This is a genomic window from Paenibacillus sp. GCM10027629, assembly GCF_042676425.1.
In the GTDB taxonomy this organism is placed as follows: domain Bacteria; phylum Bacillota; class Bacilli; order Paenibacillales; family Paenibacillaceae; genus Paenibacillus_K; species Paenibacillus_K terrigena.
Genome location: NZ_JBHTGZ010000003.1, coordinates 918,463 through 938,996, shown reverse-complemented (window position 1 = coordinate 938,996; position 20,534 = coordinate 918,463). Strand labels below are relative to the sequence as shown.

Sequence of the window (20,534 nt, the reverse complement as noted above, 5' to 3'; positions counted from 1 at the left end):
TCATCCGCTACCTATTCACCGGTTGTCGTAGATGTATCGGTTGTTGTTGTCGTATCCGGCGCTTTCACTTCCGGCTGCAATACAAAACGTTCTGCTCTAGCAACATTTCCGTCGTCAATCGGTACACCACCGACTTTAATCTCCATGTGGTTCGCATTGCCCAGACGAATATACAAGCCTTCACCAAGCTCGAAGGTTTGTGTTGTACCATCCAACAGATTAGCGTTGAATAACTCTTCGCCTTTGTATACTTTTTTGTACACGTTCAACCAGCTATTCGCACCGGACGCTGTAATCTCGACTTTAATCGGCTCAGTCGATGTCGTCTGAACTTTAATCCGGTTCGCTTTCCCAATTTTGCCGCTAGGCACGATTGTCGGTGCGACGATCTCAGGTACCTCTGGGGTAACATCAGGTGTCGTCTCCGGCGTTGTTGTCTGAGGGTTTGTCTCAGTTCCGGTTCCCTTGTTCTCTTCTTTGGTTGGTGGTTTCTTCTCATCTGTGATCTGCGTGCCGGTATCTACTTTATCTGTACTCGGGCTCGCCTTGTGGATATAGAAGAAATAAATGACCACAGCGATTAAAATTAAGAACAACCACATGAGCACCGCTGAAATCCATTTGCCTGCGCGATCTTGACGCTGACGCTCTGAACGACGACGCTTCTGTATAATAGGCTCCACAGATGCCGACTCAGATACAGGCTCTGGGATATCACTTTTGTATAATTGGACTATCTCATCAGAATCGAGGCCAAGGGTTTCGGCATATGTTTTGACAAAAGCACGGACATAAAAGCTGCCTGGTAATACTTTGTAATCACCGTCTTCAATGGCCTCTAAGTAACGCTTCCGAATTTTGGTCAACTCTTGAATGTCATCTAGCGACATCCCTTTCTCGAGTCGTGCGTTTCTTAATAGGTCTCCTAAATTCGACACATCCTCACCTCCGCAATTGAAATGTTATTATCATCATGTATGGATGAATGCTTTAGTCTATAAGTAATTAAAAATCATTATAATTGACTGTAAATGTCTCATACGTAATTTCTTCTTCCGGTGTATTCCGCAGTTCAATAATATAGTCGAAATCTTGCGGACCGTACGATGTCTCACGCATGAATATATCAGGATGTTCGATGACTTTGGTGCTAGGCATCTTCATAATGTTCTCAAGTAAATGGTAATGCTTCTCATTCGAGCGAATCGTACTCACAATCCCATCGATAATGAATACATTGTTCGGGTTCATTTCTTCCTCGGATAATTGACTGCGGACGGTCTGACGGAGCAACGTAGACGATACGAAAGTCCAATGCTTCATCGCACATACGCTGCCTGCAATTATGGATTCTGTCTTCCCCACGCGAGGCATACCCCGCAATCCAATAACTTGGTGCCCTTCTCGTTTAAAGATCTCACCTAGGAAATCTACCAATAAACCAAGCTCGTCCCGAGTGAAACGGAACGTCTTATGATCATCCGAATCTCTTTCAATATACCTGCCATGACGAACAGCAAGAATATCAACCAACTTCGGTGTACGAAGTGCTGTGACGGTGATATTGTCAACTTTTTTGAGCATTTGGCCCATTAAGTTAATTTTCTCGTTATCATTGGTCTGAAGGAGCATCCCGCGAGTTTTTCCTTCCACACCATTAATCGTTAATATATTGACCTCGAGCATACCGAGTAATGACGCGATATCTCCTAGGAGGCCAGGCCTATTTTTATGTATTTTGTACTCCATGTACCATTGTTGGTATTCCACGCCCGACACACTCCCCATACTAAGTCATATCATAGATTATTGGATCGTCAAAATGTTAGTAATTATCAAATTTTGTATGATTACCGCGATTTTTCACAATCAAATTTAATCATATATAAAATCAGATGGAAAGGCAAGCGCAACCCACCAAAACATTATAAGAAAGTCCCCACGAGTGGGGACTTTCTTACTTTTGGCCTATATCCGCTATTAACCTTTTTCGACAAGTTTCACCATTAGACGTGCGATAGTTTTACGATCATCTTCAGATCCAACAGCCCATAATTCTTTCAAAGCGCGTTCAGGACCATTTTTCGGATCCACTTTCTCATCCAGGAAATCACCGATTTCATAAGCGAGCTTCGCAATCGTGTCTTCACCTAATCCGACAGCCTTCGCTTGAGAAACGCGATCTCCAAGGAATTTTTTCCAATTATCGTAATTGCCGAGCACTGACATCTGTTTCACTCCTTATTCATCATAATACAGATGTTAATGTGCGCAATTCGACTGATAAATATTCCTTGATTTACGTATGCCATCCGCCATTTGGACTGATGACTTGCCCGGTGATATAACTTGACTCCGGCAATGCTAGAAAATAGACAAGCGATGCGATTTCTTCCGGCTGTCCTAGCCTACCGACCGGAATCTCGTCTTCTAGCATCAACTTCTCTTCATCGTCCAGATTGTTCAGCATCATCGTATCAATGGCTCCTGGCGCGACCGCGTTAACGGTAACTCCGGACGGTGCAAGTTCTTTGGCGAGCGCTTTGGTAAAAGCGTTCATGCCACCTTTGGTCGTGGAATAGACCACTTCACATGAAGCTCCAGACAACCCCCAGATGGAGGATACATTGATAATTCGCCCATATTTTTGCGCGATCATATGTGGCATACAGAGCTGTGTGCAGAGGAACATCCCTTTAAGATTAATGGACATCATCTCATCCCACTGCTCTTCTGTCACATCAGACAATAATCCATAATGCGCAATGCCCGCATTGTTAACGAGAATATCCGGCATCAGCCCGTGACTATCCAACTTCTCAATCATACGCTGAAGCTGCTCTTTAGAACGCAAATCTGCCGTCACAGTCAAGACTTTCACGCCATACTTCATACAGTTCCTTGCAACTTCATTCGCTTGCTCATGCGCCTGTAAGTAATGAATAACGACATTCATTCCCACTGACGCAAATCGCTCCGCTATCGCTGCACCAATCCCACGGCTTCCCCCGGTAATGAGTACGTTCGTTTCCCCTAATGATTTCATTCCTAATTCTCACTCTCATCCCAAATTTAAGCTTAAGCCTGCGCCGGACTCTCAACAATCGAAATCGCAAGCTGTTCCCAATCAAAATGTTCCCGAAGTCTTGCATTCACCTCATCGAGAGTAATGGATTCATACACTGGCAGAACAGCGAATAAATCACTCTCGCGGAACTTATAATTCGTAAATTCATTCGCGATCGATTCGGGCGAATTCAGCATTCTTAAGTAATTGCCGACTTTCTTCTTGCGCGCCCGCTCGAAGTGAGTCTCATCAAAGCCCGTCTTCTTCATTTCTTCCACAGCGGTTCGAATACGCTCAATTAACTGATCAGGATCCCGCGTATCCCCACCAATAATCGAGAAGGCATAATTTTTCCCTGTATTGAACTCAAAACCAAATCCGTCTGAGATCAGATCATCGTCATAAAGTTTCTGATACAACGGTGTACTGGAGCCCAGCATAATATCTAGCATCAATTTCGTTATTAGGTCGCGACGCAATTGCTCTTCACCTAATTCAAGAATCTTCTTCTCCTTCAGCCCAAAAAGACACTTCGGCAGTGATACCGGCAATTGAGAGGTCTTACGCTGCTGATAAACCGCTGTAGGCTCATCTGCGAACAATCGATTGATCTCCCCCTGCTCACCATAGTTCTTCTTGGCTTGATTCTCACGAATCAGGGACATCACTTTCTCAGCATCTACACCACCAACGACGAAGAGCAGCATATTCGATGGATGGTAGAAGGTGTTGTAGCAGGTATACAACGTTTCTTTGGTAATCGTGCTAATGGATTCAACGGTGCCTGCAATATCAATATGGACAGGATGGACGCCATACATCGCCTCAATCACACCAAAGTACACACGCCAATCCGGGTTATCCTGATACATTTTAATTTCTTGCCCGATAATCCCTTTTTCCTTCTCAACATTCTCATCTGTAAAATAAGGATTCTGCACGAAGTTCACGAGGGTCTCAATATTCGCCTCAATCTGCTCTGTCGCGGAGAAAAGATATACGGTACGATCGAAACTCGTAAACGCATTTGCTGAAGCCCCTTGGGTGGCAAACGTAGCGAAGATATCCCCTGTCGGCTCTTCGAACATTTTGTGTTCTAGAAAATGAGCCACGCCATCCGGGACTTGGTGATCTTCTCCACCTACAACACGGAAGTGATTATCGATGGAACCATAGCGTGTCGAAAAGGTGGCATACGTCTTCTGAAATCCTTCCTTAGGCAGAACATAGACGTCGAGACCGTTCGGCATTTTCTCGTAGTACAATGTTTCTTGAAGTTCTGGGTGTTGAATCGTTTGCATCGATTATTCCCCCTTCCGATCGCGTAGATAGTAGATCGTATCTAATTGGAATGTCTGCGCTGCGCGCTTAATATCCTCGATGGTAACTTGCTCCACTTGCTTCAGCAATTCCTCGGCCGTGCGACTCTTGCCGGACAGTTGACGATTAAAATCATATCCGATCATCTCGAAGGCGGAATCCCCAAGCTCTCTAACGTGGTTCGAGATCATCGCTTTGGTCTGCGACAGCTCTAGATCACTAATATTGCCGGCCTGCATGCTATCGAGCTGCTTCTTAATGATATCAACGGCTTTCTCATAATTCTCAATCTCAATTCCCGATTGAAGCGTACAAATTCCTTTGTGCCCATCAAATCGAGATGAAGCATAATAAGCAAGGCTTTCTTTTTCCCGAACATTAACGAACAGCTTCGAATGTGGGTATCCGCCCAAAATGCCATTATACATCAGCGCTGCTGCGTACTGATCATCACTATACGTAATTGAAGTTCGAAGACCCATATTCAATTTCCCTTGTCCAACATCTAGCTTCTCTACAATCGTCTGTACATCACGAGAAACGCGTGCAGGCGGTGTCATGTGATAGGTGGTTTCATTTGTACGTTGAAGCTGGAAATGCTGCTCTACGAGCCGCTGAACTTCGTCTAAGGATGTATCTCCAACAACATAAAGGTCCATACTCGCGGATTGCAGCCAATGATCATAATGCGCCAACAGTCCTTCAGAAGAGATGCCATCGATGGCTTTACGCTCTCCTAACGGATGCAATCGATAGGGCTCATTCTTGCACATTTCTTCGATACAACGTTCAGCGGCATAGCGAATTTTATCGTTCACGATGGCTTCAAGCCGCTTACGAAGCGTCTCCTTCTCAGCGTCTATATAGCGGTTGCGGTATTCAGGCTGCTTGAGTGCCGGTTTCGTCAGAACCTCGCCAAGAAACGCAAAGGATTGCTGCAGCAGCGAATCTTCAGCGGCCACAAAGGCATCATTAATGACATCCATCCGAAATTGAACAATCTGATAATCTCCACGCTTAAATACATCGAACCCAAATCCAGCGCCGTACATATCATCCAGATGCTCGCGGAATTGGAGTGTCTCTGGATAAGATTCAGTACCTCTACGCATCACAAATGGGGTAAGAGCTACCTTCGTTACCGAAGATTCCTCGAGGGGAACACCAATATAAAGTGAAATCGCAAATGTCTTAAATCGTTTGGTGGGAAGTACATGAATGCGCATTTGGTGCACGCGACCCTGCTCAAAACTTGTCATGATCAAAGCATGTCTCCTTTTCATCAACCCTATTTTTAAAGTCAATCTATTCAAATCAATTCCATTCTATACCAATCGAAAATAAAGAAGCAACCTTACGGGTGCAAGGTTACTTCTTCATTCGCAATTACATACAGAATATATGTTTCCCAATCGTCTTCACCTGAGGACGTGTCCAGATCCATTTGGAGGTTGCTGTCTCCGGATTGAAGTAATACAGGCATCCACCGCTTGGATCCCAACCATTAATGGCATCCTGAACGGCTTTGCGCGCTTTTTCATTCGGCTCAAGCCAGATTTGGCCGTCTGCAACCGCGGTGAATGCGCCAGGTTGGAAAATGACACCAGAGGGGGTGTTCGGGAAACTTGGTGACTTCACGCGATTGAGAATAACCGCAGCAACAGCAACTTGTCCTTCATAAGGCTCCCCCCGAGATTCTCCAAAAACGGCATTCGCCATTATTTTGAGATCATTGCTCGAGAAACCCAGATTATTATTCGACGTGGTTGAATCTTTCTTCGGCGGCTTCGCAGCAGATTGTGTGTTGTCTGCGGCAGATGGGACCCAACTCTTCGTTGCGTTCCATAGCTTGACCTTGGTCTTACCGCCAACAACGCCATCTACCGGCATACCGAATTCAGATTGAAACCATTTGACGGACTTCAATGTCGTATTGCCGAATTGCCCATCAATCTTACCGTAATAAAATCCGAGAAACTTGAGTCGTCCTTGCAATTCGTTCACATCAGCGCCTGATGATCCAACCTTAAGGATTGCACTGCTGAAGGTCTCCTTCGTCGTTAGTAACGAGGCTTTCAAGTGATATGTACCGAATAGTAGCAGCAAGATCCCTGCTGTAATCCAAACAATGCGTCTTTTCATCGAATAAGCTCTACCTTTCTCATGTGAGTTGTACAGGAATGGTAAACTTATTATGAGAAAAGTAGCGTTTGATTATTCACTATATCGATTTACGAACTTATTCGATTCTGCTCCCATGCTTCCATCGTAAGGAGAACCTCTCTTGGCTTACTGCCTTCATACGGTCCAACGACACCTCTGGCCTCCATCGAGTCGATTAATCTCGCTGCCCGAGTATACCCAATTCGCATCCGGCGCTGCAAGAGAGATACGGAAGCTTGCTTCGCTTCAAGTATGATCTGTACGGCTTGATCGTAGAGTTCATCTAACATCTCATCCGGCTGATCATTCGATTCCTCGACTTCAGGAACAAGCTCTTCATTGTATTCAGCCTGACCTTGATCACGGCAGTATTCAACGACAGCTTCAACTTCCTCATCGGATAAAAATGCCCCTTGCACTCGAACAGGCTTAGAAGATCCCATAGGCAAGAAAAGCATGTCTCCTCGGCCTAACAGCTTCTCGGCACCTACCATGTCCAAGATGGTTCGTGAATCCACTTGTGAAGATACACCAAAGGCGATACGTGATGGAATATTCGCCTTAATCACACCTGTAATGACATCGACAGATGGACGTTGTGTTGCAATAATCAGATGAATCCCCGCAGCACGTGCCATTTGTGCTAGTCGACAAATGGCATCCTCTACATCATTAGCCGCAACCATCATCAAATCTGCAAGCTCGTCCACAATGACTACAATAAATGGCAATACGGCGGCTGGGTTGCTATCCATCAGCTTATTATAACCTTCAATATTCCGTGTACCTGACTTGGAAAATAACTCGTAACGTTTCTCCATCTCAACAACGATCTTCTTGAGTGAGAGTGAAGCGCGTTTCGGATCTGTTACGACCGGAGCAAGAAGATGCGGAATGCCATTGTAGACATTCAATTCGACCATCTTAGGGTCAATCATTAGAAATTTCACTTCATCCGGCTTCGCTTTATAGAGAATACTCGTAATAATCCCGTTAATACATACCGACTTCCCTGAACCTGTTGCACCTGCAACGAGAAGATGCGGCATTCGGGCCAGGTTACCGATAATGGTCTGTCCAGAAATATCACGTCCAAATGCTATCGATAATTTAGAGGCCGCATCCGAGAAAATCTGTGTTTCCATGACCTCGCGCATCGTCACAATGGATACTTCCGAATTCGGTACTTCGATACCAATCGCAGATTTCCCTGGGATCGGCGCCTCCATCCGAATATCTTTGGCAGCGAGCGCCAAGGCGATATCATCGGTTAGACTTACGATTCGGCTTACTTTCACACCAATATCAGGTTGAATCTCATAACGGGTTACGGCCGGTCCACGTACCACCTCTAACACCTTGGCCCGTACACCGAAGCTCTCGAGAGTTGCCTCAAGCTTTCTTGCCGTCTGCATAAAGTCAGGTTGGTCCCCATTCTTCCCGCTTCCATGAGGTTTGCTGAGCAATCGGAACGATGGCAGCTGATACGGCTTCGGAGGTGGTGTAACAACCGCGGGTGCTGCTGAGCCCATATCTGGTGAGTCTGCAGCATCAGGATTGTTGGACGTTACAATGCTAGCCGTAGAGCCCGCGTTTGTCGTATCAGATTGATCGAACGTATCAGATGATTCTTCTTCATCCATCGTGTGATCTGTTGTATGTAGTTGAGCTTGTGACGTCGTCACGGATTGTCCCGCGAAATGCTCTTGATCTCCTTCATCATCCGTTATTGGAATCGATGTTTCTTGAAAATCACGGAAAATGGGAGCTTGTGGCGAAGGAGCTTCCGATTTCGCCTCTGTTGACTCACTCCAATAGGCTTCCTCATGTTTCTCCTCTACCTCATCTAGCCGCACAACCTTAGACGGAGACGATACAAGAATCCCGCGATCCATAAATTCATCCTCATCCAAATCTTCTTCGTGACGTGATCCAGCTGGACCCGTCTTACCGCCGAACAATTGAAAGAATAGCGGCATCGTACGACGCTTCAATGGTTCTGATGACTTTTCACTGCTGTTAGAATCTTCGTATTCGTAATCATCTTCTTCGTCATCATCATTTAAATCATGCAGAGGCGCTTTCTTCGAGCGAAGCTGCATCGCTGACTTGACTGACTTTTTCTTGGTCCGTCTCGCCGTTCTGATCTTCATTCGGATTAATTCCTGGAACCGCATGACTCGACTTCGAATGAGCTTCATCAAATCAACGTAAGACATGTTCGCTGTTAACATAATCCCGATTCCGAACAGTACGATCATTAATAATTTGGCACCAAGTGCACCGAATAACCAGAAGAGCACCGCATAACTAAAAGCGCCGACATATCCTCCGCTAATTTGCTTCTGATAAATCGACCCATTCTGTGTAAGTCCCGGACTTAACAATTCCGTCTTCATATCACTATGTATTTGAGCGATAATTCGGCTGGCGGTCACATCAACGGTTGGCGTAAGCTTATGATCAATGGTCCAAATGGTGCTCATTAGCGCCATCGCAATCACAATAATAAGCAGACCCGATCTTCTAGCAGACCATCCAAGCGGCCATTTCCGTTTGACCATCACATATAGTCCGACATACACCCCAACGAGGGGGAGAACAAAATAAAACTTACCAAGCACGAGTCCAAACATCTTTGTCAATGAGCGGCCGACCGTTGCTTCCCCTGCTAATGCAATGACCGAAAGCGTTATCCAAATGATGCCGTAAATTTCGTATTTTAGGCTCGAACTGAACAAGTTTTTCTTCTTTTTTCTTCGCGCCAAACCGGTCACCCCCAGAATTTCATTATAGCATATATCTGGGGATGTTCCTATCCTGTTCCTATCGCGCGTCCCAATTAGTTCTTGGAGGAATTACTGGATGATACTGGATGAGTTGACCGGGGGCATAGGCTGGATTTAGATATGCTTGAAGAGGACATCTTAGCAGGCGAACAATGGTCCCTGAAGTTGCATTTAGTGGCGCAACTTGCATGAGAACCCCATCGATATCGATCTCCATATCGGCTTGACGAGGTTGATCCACGCCACTTAGAACGAGCTCAATTGGCATGTTGGTATATATGGTCATTGTATCGGCGAGCTCCCCTCACTGGACATAGCTTGACGCTTCGCTTCAATCAATTGATTCAATTTCTGAATCGCTTCACCAACGCCGCCAATTGCATCAATCAGTCCATACTTCACCGCATCAGGCCCGACAACAGAGGTCCCAATATCGCGATTGAGTTCTCCCGTCTTGAACATTAATTCCTTGAATTTCTCTTCTTTGATTCTTGAATGTGAGGTGACGAACCGAACCACCCGTTCTTGCATTTTGTCCAAGTACTCAAAGGTCTGCGGAACACCTATAACAAGCCCATTTAAGCGAATAGGATGAATCGTCATTGTTGCCGACTCTGCAATAATGGAATAGTTGGAGGAGACGGCGATCGGAACGCCAATACTATGACCTCCGCCTAAGACGACGGTTACCGTCGGCTTAGATAGGGATGAGATCATCTCTGCAATGGCAAGTCCTGCCTCCACGTCCCCGCCAACGGTATTTAAGACGATTAAGACCCCTTCAATGGATCGACTTTGTTCTGCAGCGACGATTTGTGGAATCACATGTTCATACTTCGTCGTTTTATTCTGCGGCGGTAGGACCAAGTGGCCTTCAATCTGGCCGATAATCGACATGCAAAAAATATTGTCTTCCGCACTTGGTGTTGTCATTTGACCCAATTGGTTAATCGTCTGTACAGCTGGGGGGGCTTGATTATTCGTGTTTGGTGCTTCTGCGGGTTGTCCCGGCTCCTGCGCATTTGAAAATCCTGAGTCGTTCATATAAGTCATGATCTGCATCATCCTTCCTAGACTGTGATCGCATCCCATAGTATGGTGCAGTATCCATCATTCAATACAAAAGATGTGACGAACACCTCTAGAAAAGAAAGAACTGTTTGTGGCGAAGGATACATTCCTAAATAAAAAAGAGCCGCAAACGCGGCTCTTCTCGAACATGCTAATATTATACTTCCATGATGATTGGCAAAATCATCGGTCTACGACGTGTTTGCTCATATAGGAAACGACCAAGCGCATCTTTGACATTCGTCTTCAATGACGCCCATTCGTTAACATTCTCATTCATCAATTTATGAAGTGTATTCGTTACAATACGGTTCGCTTCATCCAAAAGCCCTTCGGATTCACGCACATAGACAAATCCTCTAGAGATAATATCTGGTCCGGATAGGATCGTTCCGTCTTGCTTACTTAGCGTAACAACAACGACGAGGATACCATCCTGCGAGAGTAACTTCCGATCTCTCAATACGATATTACCAACGTCACCTACACCTAACCCGTCAATAAGAACATTGCCTGAAGGTACTTTACCCGCTTTACGAGCAGTACCGCCTTGAATTTCAATGGTCTCACCAATATCAACGATGAAGATATTCTCGCTCTCAATACCTACTTGCTCCCCGAGCAATGCATGTTGGCGAAGCATACGATATTCACCGTGAATAGGAATGAAGTATTTCGGCTTAATCAAATTCAACATCAGTTTCAATTCTTCTTGGCTACCGTGACCTGATACGTGAACACCTGTTGTCGATCCGCCATAAATAACGTGAGCGCCAAGTCGGAACAATTCGTCTACAGTTCGTCCAACATATTTCTCGTTACCTGGAATTGGCGTTGCAGCGATGATTACTGTATCGCCTGGCAAAATATCAATCTTGCGATGTGTATTCCGCGCCATCCGAGTTAGAGCTGACATCGGCTCGCCTTGGCTACCTGTTGATAAAATAACAACACGATCGGCTGCCATTTTGTTCACTTCTTCCGGCTCAATCAACATACCATCTGGGATATGCAAATAGCCTAATTCCGAAGCAATCGTGACGACATTGACCATACTGCGACCAATAACCGTTAACTTCCGGTTCGTTGCAACAGCAGCATCAATAACTTGCTGTACGCGATGAATATTCGAAGCAAATGTCGCAACGACGACACGCTGCTGAGCTTTGCGGAAAATGTCCTCCAGGTTCTTCCCTACATTGCTCTCCGAAGGTGTGAATCCTGGACGTTCTGCATTTGTACTATCCGATAAGAGGGCAATAACACCCTTCTGACCGATTTCTGCCATACGATGTAAATCTGCATATTGACCATTGACTGGGGTATGATCAAATTTGAAGTCACCTGTATGTACTACTGTGCCTTCCGGTGTCTCAAGGCATACGCCGACTGAATCTGGAATACTATGATTCGTACGGAAGAAGCTTGCTTGAATGCTGCCCATTTGAACGATAGAATCTGCATTGATCAGGATTCGCTTCGTTTCACCTAACAGGTTCGCTTCTTTTAGTTTGCTCTCAATTAGACCAAGTGTGAGTTTGGTACCGTAAATCGGTACATTTAAATGCTTCAAAACATACGGCAATCCACCAATGTGGTCTTCATGACCGTGAGTTACAAGAATCCCGCGTACTTTATCGCGGTTCTCTGTTAAGTAAGAGATATCTGGAATAACAATGTCAATTCCGAGCATATCTTCCTCAGGGAACTTTAAGCCGGCATCTACGACAACAATATCATTACCATATTGTACGACGTACATGTTCTTGCCAATTTCACCAACGCCCCCAAGCGCAAAAATCGTAATTTTATCCGTGTTGTTCTTTTTCGACAAGTGAATCTAACCCTCCTATAATTATCCGCAGGAAATTAACCCTTCGGAACAACTTTCATAATCATCCGAAGATCATCCGATAATATATTCTCTTATCCGGACAAAATCCAAAAGTAAAACTTTCTAAAGAAAACGATTCCGTTGCCCATAATGGACGATATAAGCGTTTTCTAAAAAATACCGCACCCAGTCACTTTTTATCATTATACATGATTAATTTAGGAAAACACAAGTCACACATTCTTCATCCTATTCTCCCCTAAATAGAAAAACCGATGCGATAAGGCTCGCATCGGCTTGGTTGTGCACTTTATGATGTTAATTATTCAGTAAATTTTGAATAAATAAAGCCTCCGCTTCGGAAGGTGCTACGAGCGGTAAACGAACGCCACCAACGGGTAGCCCGCGAAGTCCTAACGCATATTTCACAGCGACAGGATTCGGACATTCAAAAAGACCCTTGAACATCGGGAAACTCTGCTGATGAAGTTCAGCCGCACGCTTGACATCCCCTTGCAAATAAGCCTCGATCATCGATTTCATCGTTGAACCGATAATATGGCTGGAGACACTCACAATACCGTACCCACCGATGGCTAACGTCGCCAGTGTCATCGAATCGTCGCCAGAATAGACCTTAAAATGGGCTGGCGCTGCCGTAGCAATGACTGTTAATTGTTCAAGGTTCGCACAATCCTTGGTACCGACGATGTTCGGGATTTGTGCAAGCCTTAGCGTCGTCTCGACACTAAGATTAATTACACTGCGTCCTGGAATGTTATAGAGAAGCACCGGTAAGTTGGTCGCTTCTGCCATAGCTTTGAAATGCTGGTACAATCCTTCTTGACTAGGCTTGTTGTAGTAAGGCGTCACGGCAAGAATGCCGTCAACCCCAGCCTCTTCAGCAAGTTTCGTAAGATGCACAGAATGACGCGTATCATTGCTGCCGGTTCCCGCAATAATCTTGGCGCGCCCATTCGATTGCTTCACAGCAAATCGAAATAACGCAAGCTTCTCCTCGTCAGATAACGTTGGAGATTCTCCCGTTGTACCACACACCACGAGACTGTCACTGCGTTGTTCTTCAATCAAATAATCGATTAATTTAGCGGTCTGGCCCCAATCGATTTCCTGCTGCTCGTCGAACGGGGTTACCATCGCTGTAATAAGTCTGCCGAAGTCCACGTTGTCCCCTCCTTATTCCCAAAATGGTAGCTACTTTTCAATAAGAGGCGTGCTATAAGTGCAGTTCGAATTTCGTGTGTAATGCTCTTAACGCTCGAACCATATCTTCATTTCGAACAAGTACCCAAATCGTTGTATTGGAGTCGGCAGATTGCAGAATTTGTATCTCTTGTTCCGTGAGAGCCTCGACAATATGTGCCATGATGCCCGGAACACCATTCATGCCGCCGCCAATGACAGATACTTTCGCACAGCCCGATAAAGTCTTTGGTTCGAAGCCCATCTCATATAATACAGATATCGCACGTTCTGATGCATCATCAAATACCGTATATACTGCGCCTGAAGGCGTTACGTTAATGAAATCTACACTAATATGGTGCTGCGCCATCGCTTTAAATACTTGAAGTTGAAGGTCGATCGGTCCCCCGTGCGACTCCACTGTAATTTGTGTGACATTCGCCACATAAGCAATGCCTGTCACAAAACGATCCACGATTCCATGCGAATGATCGTTGAAGCTGTCCGGATGCGTAACAAGGGTTCCCTCTTCTTCAGAGAACGTCGAACGTACGCGAACAGGAACTTGTGCTTGCATCGCAATTTCAACAGCACGCGGATGAATAACTTTAGCCCCATGATGCGCCATATTACAAATCTCGGCATAACTAACGATAGTTAGCGGCTTTGCATCTTCCACAAGACGTGGATCCGCCGTTAGAATGCCATTCACATCGGTATAAATATCGACGATTTCTGCATGCAGTGCGGCTCCTAATGCTGTCGCTGATGTATCACTGCCTCCGCGTCCAAGCGTTGTGAAATCACCTGATTCCGTCTGCCCCTGGAAGCCTGTCACAATGACAACCTTGTTCTCCTTCAGCAGTTCGAGCACCCGGTTCGGACGCACTTCTAGGATGCGAGCATTCCCAAATTGAGAATCCGTCACAAATCCAGCTTGAGATCCTGTTAATGCAACAGCAGGAATCTCTTGCTCATTAAGTATACTGCACAACGTTGCTGCAGAGATAATCTCTCCGCAACTCATGAGAAGATCCTTCTCCCGTGCTGGCAGCATGTTTCCATTTTGATGTATCCAGTCTAAAAGGGTATCCGTTGCATACGGATCCCCTTTTCTACCCATCGCCGATACAACGACAACTAGGTGAAAGCCCTGTGCCAGTTCACGACGTATATGACGAATAACATGTTCCCTTGCTAGAGACGATGATAAGGAAGTGCCTCCGAATTTTTGTACTAAGATGCGCATTGCAATTCCCCCAAATCCATTCAAGACAGTTGATAACACAGTATATGTGGCTTATTGTTCGATGGCGATAAATTCTGCGATTTGAACCGCATTCCACGCCGCACCCTTCATCAGGTTGTCAGAGACAATCCACATATTTAATCCACGTGTATGGCCAAGATCACGGCGCAAACGGCCAACGAACACGTCCGGTTTACCTGCTGCTTCTGTTGCTAACGGATATTGTTGATTCGCAGGATCATCCACGAGTGTAATGCCAGGCGCATTCTCCATTAATTTTCTTACGTCTTCCAATTCATACTCATTCTTAAGCTCAACGTAAACCGATTCAGAATGGCCGTATACGACTGGAACCCGTACACAAGTTGCCGTTACTTCAATGGACTCGTCGTCCATGATCTTCTTCGTCTCACGAACCATCTTCATTTCTTCCAATGTATATCCATTGTCTTGGAATTTATCAATTTGCGGAATGACATTGAATGCGATCTGATGCTTCACTGGCAAAGCGCCGACTGGCAGGATCTGAGGTTCAACATCACGTCCAGCAAGGACCTCGCTCGATTGACGAACCATCTCATCAATAGCGCGTGCACCCGCTCCGGATACCGCTTGATATGTCGACACGATAATGCGCGAAATCCCATAACGATCTTGTAATGGCTTCAGAGCTGCAACCATTTGAATGGTAGAACAGTTCGGATTCGCAATAATTCCTTTATGTTCATTAATAGCATCGATATTAACTTCAGGTACAACAAGCGGAGTATCTGGGTCCATACGGAATGCATTGGTATTATCAATACAGATTGCGCCACGCTCTACTGCTGCTGGTGCAAGCGCCTTACTTACATCACCACCTGCGCTGAATAGAGCAATCTCTACGCCTTCAAAACTCTCAGGCTTCGCTTCTTCTACAACAATTTCTTGCCCTTTAAATGTAACCTTCGTTCCTGCTGAACGAGCAGAAGATAACAATTTCAATTGATTAATGGGGAAATTTCTCTTCTCAAGCAGTCCAATAATTTGTTCCCCTACAGCTCCTGTTGCGCCGACGACAGCAACGTTAAATAATTTCTGATACGACATCTGGCAGCTCTCCCCTTAGCAATATCTATTAACTTATTACGGTCTAATAAACCGTATCTGCTAACTTATACATAGTTAAAGCGTTCAATAATCATTGGTTGCAGCTGTCTACCCTCGATCGCGGCTTCACAAGCCTCTACAATCAAATCCATTCTAGCAACGAGAGAATTAGGCTTCTGCTGTGGATTATCTTGACCGAACGGCACAAAATAGATGTTCTTCGCATTGATAAGCTTTGCGATATTCGCTGCATTCAGTCCGAGTCCATCATTCGTTGAAATTGCAAGTACAACCGGCTTCTGATTCCGCATTTGAGCCTTAGCTGCCATCAACACAGCGCTGTCCGTCTGCGCATTTGCTAGTTTACTCGTTGTATTCCCCGTACATGGCGCAATAACAACAACATCCAGCAGCTTCGATGGTCCAAGCGGTTCAGCCTCAACAATTGTAGAAATAATATCATTACCCGTAATATCTTTCAACTGTTTTTGCCAATTTTCCGATGTGCCAAAACGGGTGTCTGTCGTCATAATTGTATTCGTTACAATTGGAACGACCTTCGCACCCAAGTCTATAAATCTCTGAATTTGCGGCATCACTTCCGCAAATGTACAATGTGATCCACTTAAAGCATAGCCTACCGTTTTCCCATGCCAATTCATGCTTGATTCCCCCGTTCTTGCACCTGTTCCGTAATCAACTGATTCAGAATGCCTGCCATAATACGTCCAGCTGTCTTAGGGGCTACAATACCGGGTAAACCGGGTGCTAACAATGCCTTGACACCGCGCTTCTCTGCGAAGCGAAAATCCGTGCCGCCAGGGCTTGAAGCAAGGTCAATAATGACCGCCCGATTGGGAATATTCGCAATAATTTGTGCTGTGACTATCATAGTCGGAATCGTATTAAAAAGCAAGTCAATGTTGGCGACCTGAGCCGCCAGATCCTTGATATAGAAGGGCTCAAAGCCAAGCTCGAATGCTCTCGCAAAGTGCTCGCTCCTGCGAACCCCCATCTTTACTTTTGCCCCTAGAGCCTGTAACGACCTCGCCATCGTTAATCCTGTTCTCCCTAGTCCTAAGACGACGCACTGCGAACCATGAATCGTAATATCCGTGTTCTGGATCGCCATCATCAGGGCACCTTCAGCTGTTGGGATCGAATTATAAATGGCAACATCATCACGATCAAATAACTCTACGAGCTTAATCTGATGTTTCGCACATAATTCTCTCAAGTAAGGCTTCGCCATCCCTGTATAGACACAGCTTGATTTTGGCAGCAGCGCAACTTGTTTTTCCGTAAGCTTCAGCTCTTCCGAAGTAAATATCGCATTAATAATACCTCGATCATCTGTACCAACAGCAGGCAGTATAAGCGCATCTGTCGTCTCGAATAATGAGTCGTTAAGCCCTGACCTTACCACACCATGAAATGAGTTTTGTAATTGATCAAAACCAACGATTGTGACGGAAGCGTCGAGCTCTGCCAGCTGGCGGATGATTTCTAATTGCCGCGCATCACCGCCAATTAAGACAACTTGAACGCCTGTAAGCATTTTGCTGTTCACTCCTTAGACACCACTGATATATAAAATATAGTATGCCTGTGCCTAGAAAGGGTGCACATTAAATAACGCGACAATAGTGCTTTGACTTAGATGTGATTAAGGTACTCTGCGAGGGATCCCGAACACCAAAAAAGCCGATCTCTCTGTATTAGAGAAATCGGCATCTTGTCTTATTTCGTACCTGTATGACCAAATCCACCCGCTCCGCGAACGGTATCGGATAAAGACTCAACCTTCAAAAGACGGACTTGCGGAACTTCCTGAATCACCATTTGAGCAATTCGTTCATGCCGTTCAATCGTGAATGGTTCTTGACCTAGGTTGGCCAAGAGAACCTTCACTTCTCCCCGATAATCGGCATCAATTGTACCTGGCGAATTCAGGCATGTAATGCCATGTTTGTAAGCTAAGCCGCTGCGTGGACGAATCTGTGCTTCGAGCTGTGCCGGCATCGCCATAGCAAAGCCTGTAGGCACAAGCACACGCTGCCCTGGTGCGATCACAAGAGGCTCTGTCACGGCTGCATATAAGTCAAATCCCGCTGCAAGCTCCGACATCTTCGTGGGTAAGGATACATCTTCATTACCTGGGAGCTGTTTAATTTCTACATCATAAATCAATTTTTTCCCCTCCGTAACATCATCAAGCATATTCGATTACTTCTTTAATTGACGGTTGATTTGGTTCAACGCCTTATCCGAATTACCTACCATCGCAACGGCAAACGGCACAGCGACCATCTGGTGAAGCAGCGACTCAATATCTTGGAACGTAACCGCTTCAATTCGTTCAATCATTTCATCCAGTGTAAAATGACGTCCTAACATCAATTCGTTTTTGCCTAGACGATTCATTCGACTTGACGTACTCTCTAGACTAAGAATCAGACTTCCTTTCAGCTGTTCCTTGCCTTTGGAGAATTCCGATTCCGTCAGCCCTTGAGCTACGACTTCGTTCATGACTTCCATCGTTAAATCCAATACTTCCTTCGTCTGCTTCGGTGCTGTACCTGCATAAATCGTGAACAAACCTGTATCCACATAGGAGCTGTGATAGGAATAAACCGAGTAAGCCAATCCCCGCTTCTCCCGAATTTCTTGGAATAGCCGTGAGCTCATTCCGCCGCCAATCGCATTATTCAGAATAACCATTCCGTATAATCGCGGATCCGAACTGGAGCAACCTGGCATGGAAAGACAAATATGGTTCTGTTCTGTTTTCTTCTTATGATAGATCACTTGTCCGTCAAAATTCGGCGCGTCGAGCTGCTGTTCCATCCCATGGACAGTAAAGTGACCGAAATGCTTCTCTAGGAGCGCGAGTGTCTGATCATTAATGTTGCCCGCAACACTGATTACGGTATTCTCGATCGTATAATGCTCCTGCATATATTGACGAAGGTCATCGGAAGTCATCGCTCTAAGCCGCTCTTCTGTCCCCAATATCGAGTAGGATAATGGATGATCTCCTAGAGCAGCACGCGATACGGAATCATGAACCATATCATCTGGCGTATCTTCATACATCGCAATTTCTTCTAGAATCACGTTCTTCTCTTTGTCCATGTCCTCCGTATCAAATTTCGAAGCGAAGAACATGTCTGCGAGGACATCTACCGCGATCGGCAAATGTTCATCGAGAACTTTAGCATAATAGCATGTATATTCCTTTGATGTAAATGCATTAACATTGCCTCCAATGGCATCGAATGTCTCTGCAATTTCCTTCGCGGTGTACCGATCCGTCCCTTTGAAGAGCATATGTTCTATAAAATGCGAAATCCCGTTGTTCGCCACTTGCTCGTTCCGGGAACCTGTTCGAACCCAGATGCCGAAGGAGACCGAACGGAAGGTCGGAATTTGCTCCATAACGACGCGGAGGCCGTTGCTTAGTGTTGTTTTGATCATGTATATCCTCCTCAAAGTTTTGTCACAAAATCTTAGAATAATTTCAAAATATAAATAGCCCCTAAGGCGGGAGAATGAAGTCTCGGAAGAGTTTACGTCCGCCTTTGGGAGCCCTTTTCACCCCTCTCATCCAATCATAAGAAAAGGGCGGACAAGAGCGGCTGGAGAGAATTCATCTCACGTGAAACCCGGGCATTTATGTTTTGGTATTTCTAATTTTGCCGAACAAAACTGACTCCTCTAATCGTACCAAAAATATTACCGTCCCTCAACCTTCGCTTTCTTCACTCTGGTAGTCGATACCATCTCATCGATCGTACCTAACGTGTATCCTCGTTGCTTAATAACACGTATCATCCCTTTAAGCGCGCCACTCGACGATGCTGTCGGATGCATTAGGATGAGTGAACCCGCTTCAACCTTTCGGCTAATCTTCTCGACCACGGAACTCGGTGTTGGCTTCTTCCAATCAACCGTATCCAGTGTCCATAATACGGTTTTTAAATTAAGACTGTGCGCAATGCGTACCGTCTCCGCATCAAAATCACCGGATGGCGGTGCAAACCATTTATTCTCGACGCCAAGCTTTTCCTTAAGCAGCTTCTGCGTCTTCGCAATTTCTTGGGTCGCTTCATATTCATTTAACTTACTCATATCTTTATGCGAATAAGCATGATTCTCGAGTTGATGTCCGCGCCGCTGAATCTCCTTCGCCATATCGACATGCGAATCGAGCCACTTCCCATCAAAGAAAAAAGTCGCTTTCACCTGTTCAGTATCTAATGTATCTAGCATGGGCCCAATAAACTCATCGCCCCAAGCAACGTTAATCATTAACGATACCATCGGTTTTTCCGGGTTACCCCGATACATCGGATTTGCTGGCAAGTCATCCAAACTCTTCGTTGGCGTCAATTCCTTGTATACAAACTTAATTGGATCGCCTTCGGCGGATGCATGATTCAATTGATAGGTCTTCTCGACATCTACTTCAATCCCATTATATCCGGGAATCAGCTTCCATACTCGATCAATTCGAGGCTCTATTGGTGGTACGCGACGTTGATCGGCTTCTTGCAAAATCCGTTTCATGAGTACATCGGAAGCGTCGGTTTTGAACCATTCAAAAGCGTTCGTCGTAGGCTGCGTGCCTCTCCATACGGCGATCGTCTCCCGATACCCCGTCCATTCTGCAAGTAGCAGAAAAATGATGAAGCTGCTTATGATCATAAATAGTTTCTTGCGCATCATCGACAATTCGTCCCCTCG

At 45.4% G+C, this 20,534-nt stretch carries 19 protein-coding genes; all 19 read right to left on the bottom strand.

Annotation, left to right across the window (positions count from 1 at the left end; genetic code table 11):
• Nucleotides 1–11: 11 nt before the first annotated feature.
• The 19 genes from ACFQZR_RS04870 to ACFQZR_RS04780 all read right to left on the bottom strand — a co-directional run bounded on the left by ACFQZR_RS04870 (nt 12) and on the right by ACFQZR_RS04780 (nt 20,516).
• Nucleotides 12–938 (bottom strand): helix-turn-helix domain-containing protein, encoded by a 927-nt coding sequence (locus ACFQZR_RS04870; RefSeq protein ID WP_379343346.1) that lies wholly within the window; start codon nt 936–938, stop codon nt 12–14.
• A 67-nt stretch (nt 939–1,005) separates the two neighbouring features.
• On the bottom strand, nt 1,006–1,770 hold the full coding sequence (locus ACFQZR_RS04865; protein WP_026264013.1) for a DUF3388 domain-containing protein: 765 nt from the start codon (nt 1,768–1,770) through the stop codon (nt 1,006–1,008).
• Between the two features lie 210 nt (nt 1,771–1,980).
• Nucleotides 1,981–2,229 (bottom strand): DUF3243 domain-containing protein, encoded by a 249-nt coding sequence (locus ACFQZR_RS04860; RefSeq protein WP_314586222.1) that lies wholly within the window; start codon nt 2,227–2,229, stop codon nt 1,981–1,983.
• A gap of 70 nt (nt 2,230–2,299) precedes the next feature.
• Nucleotides 2,300–3,046, bottom strand: coding sequence for an elongation factor P 5-aminopentanone reductase (gene ymfI, locus ACFQZR_RS04855; protein WP_018757910.1), 747 nt, complete (start codon nt 3,044–3,046; stop codon nt 2,300–2,302).
• Between the two features lie 32 nt (nt 3,047–3,078).
• The gene (gene yfmH / locus ACFQZR_RS04850; protein ID WP_379343342.1) at nt 3,079–4,368 is read right to left on the bottom strand and encodes an EF-P 5-aminopentanol modification-associated protein YfmH; all 1,290 of its coding nucleotides are present in this window, start codon (nt 4,366–4,368) and stop codon (nt 3,079–3,081) included.
• Nucleotides 4,369–4,371: 3 nt separating this feature from the next.
• Nucleotides 4,372–5,652, bottom strand: a complete 1,281-nt coding sequence (gene yfmF / locus ACFQZR_RS04845; protein WP_379343826.1) for an EF-P 5-aminopentanol modification-associated protein YfmF — start codon at nt 5,650–5,652, stop codon at nt 4,372–4,374.
• A 121-nt stretch (nt 5,653–5,773) separates the two neighbouring features.
• Nucleotides 5,774–6,529 (bottom strand): spore cortex-lytic enzyme, encoded by a 756-nt coding sequence (sleB, locus tag ACFQZR_RS04840; RefSeq protein ID WP_379343340.1) that lies wholly within the window; start codon nt 6,527–6,529, stop codon nt 5,774–5,776.
• Nucleotides 6,530–6,618: 89 nt separating this feature from the next.
• Entirely contained in the window at nt 6,619–9,318 is a 2,700-nt protein-coding gene (locus ACFQZR_RS04835) for an FtsK/SpoIIIE family DNA translocase (RefSeq protein WP_379343338.1), read from the bottom strand.
• A gap of 58 nt (nt 9,319–9,376) precedes the next feature.
• The gene (locus ACFQZR_RS04830; protein WP_379343336.1) at nt 9,377–9,607 is read right to left on the bottom strand and encodes a YlzJ-like family protein; all 231 of its coding nucleotides are present in this window, start codon (nt 9,605–9,607) and stop codon (nt 9,377–9,379) included.
• Nucleotides 9,608–9,621: 14 nt separating this feature from the next.
• Complete coding sequence (locus tag ACFQZR_RS04825) at nt 9,622–10,392, bottom strand: ClpP family protease (protein ID WP_379343334.1); 771 nt, start codon at nt 10,390–10,392, stop codon at nt 9,622–9,624.
• 175 nt (nt 10,393–10,567) lie between these two features.
• Nucleotides 10,568–12,244, bottom strand: coding sequence for a ribonuclease J (locus ACFQZR_RS04820; protein ID WP_314586211.1), 1,677 nt, complete (start codon nt 12,242–12,244; stop codon nt 10,568–10,570).
• Between the two features lie 318 nt (nt 12,245–12,562).
• Nucleotides 12,563–13,429 (bottom strand): 4-hydroxy-tetrahydrodipicolinate synthase, encoded by an 867-nt coding sequence (gene dapA, locus ACFQZR_RS04815; RefSeq protein ID WP_379343331.1) that lies wholly within the window; start codon nt 13,427–13,429, stop codon nt 12,563–12,565.
• 52 nt (nt 13,430–13,481) lie between these two features.
• Nucleotides 13,482–14,699: an aspartate kinase gene (gene dapG, locus ACFQZR_RS04810; RefSeq protein WP_379343329.1), complete on the bottom strand. Its 1,218-nt coding sequence runs from the start codon at nt 14,697–14,699 to the stop codon at nt 13,482–13,484.
• A gap of 51 nt (nt 14,700–14,750) precedes the next feature.
• Nucleotides 14,751–15,788, bottom strand: coding sequence for an aspartate-semialdehyde dehydrogenase (locus ACFQZR_RS04805; protein WP_379343327.1), 1,038 nt, complete (start codon nt 15,786–15,788; stop codon nt 14,751–14,753).
• A gap of 65 nt (nt 15,789–15,853) precedes the next feature.
• A complete protein-coding gene (locus ACFQZR_RS04800) occupies nt 15,854–16,450 on the bottom strand; it encodes a dipicolinate synthase subunit B (protein ID WP_018757899.1) in 597 nt (198 codons plus the stop codon).
• The gene (gene dpsA / locus ACFQZR_RS04795) at nt 16,447–17,346 is read right to left on the bottom strand and encodes a dipicolinate synthase subunit DpsA (RefSeq protein WP_379343824.1); all 900 of its coding nucleotides are present in this window, start codon (nt 17,344–17,346) and stop codon (nt 16,447–16,449) included. The genes ACFQZR_RS04800 and dpsA overlap by 4 nt, the downstream gene beginning before the upstream one ends.
• Before the next feature lie 182 nt (nt 17,347–17,528).
• Nucleotides 17,529–18,008, bottom strand: a complete 480-nt coding sequence (gene dut / locus ACFQZR_RS04790; RefSeq protein ID WP_018757897.1) for a dUTP diphosphatase — start codon at nt 18,006–18,008, stop codon at nt 17,529–17,531.
• Nucleotides 18,009–18,014: 6 nt separating this feature from the next.
• Nucleotides 18,015–19,265 (bottom strand): M16 family metallopeptidase, encoded by a 1,251-nt coding sequence (locus ACFQZR_RS04785; protein ID WP_379343324.1) that lies wholly within the window; start codon nt 19,263–19,265, stop codon nt 18,015–18,017.
• 258 nt (nt 19,266–19,523) lie between these two features.
• A complete protein-coding gene (locus tag ACFQZR_RS04780; protein WP_379343321.1) occupies nt 19,524–20,516 on the bottom strand; it encodes a polysaccharide deacetylase family protein in 993 nt (330 codons plus the stop codon).
• Between the last annotated feature and the right edge of the window lie 18 nt (nt 20,517–20,534).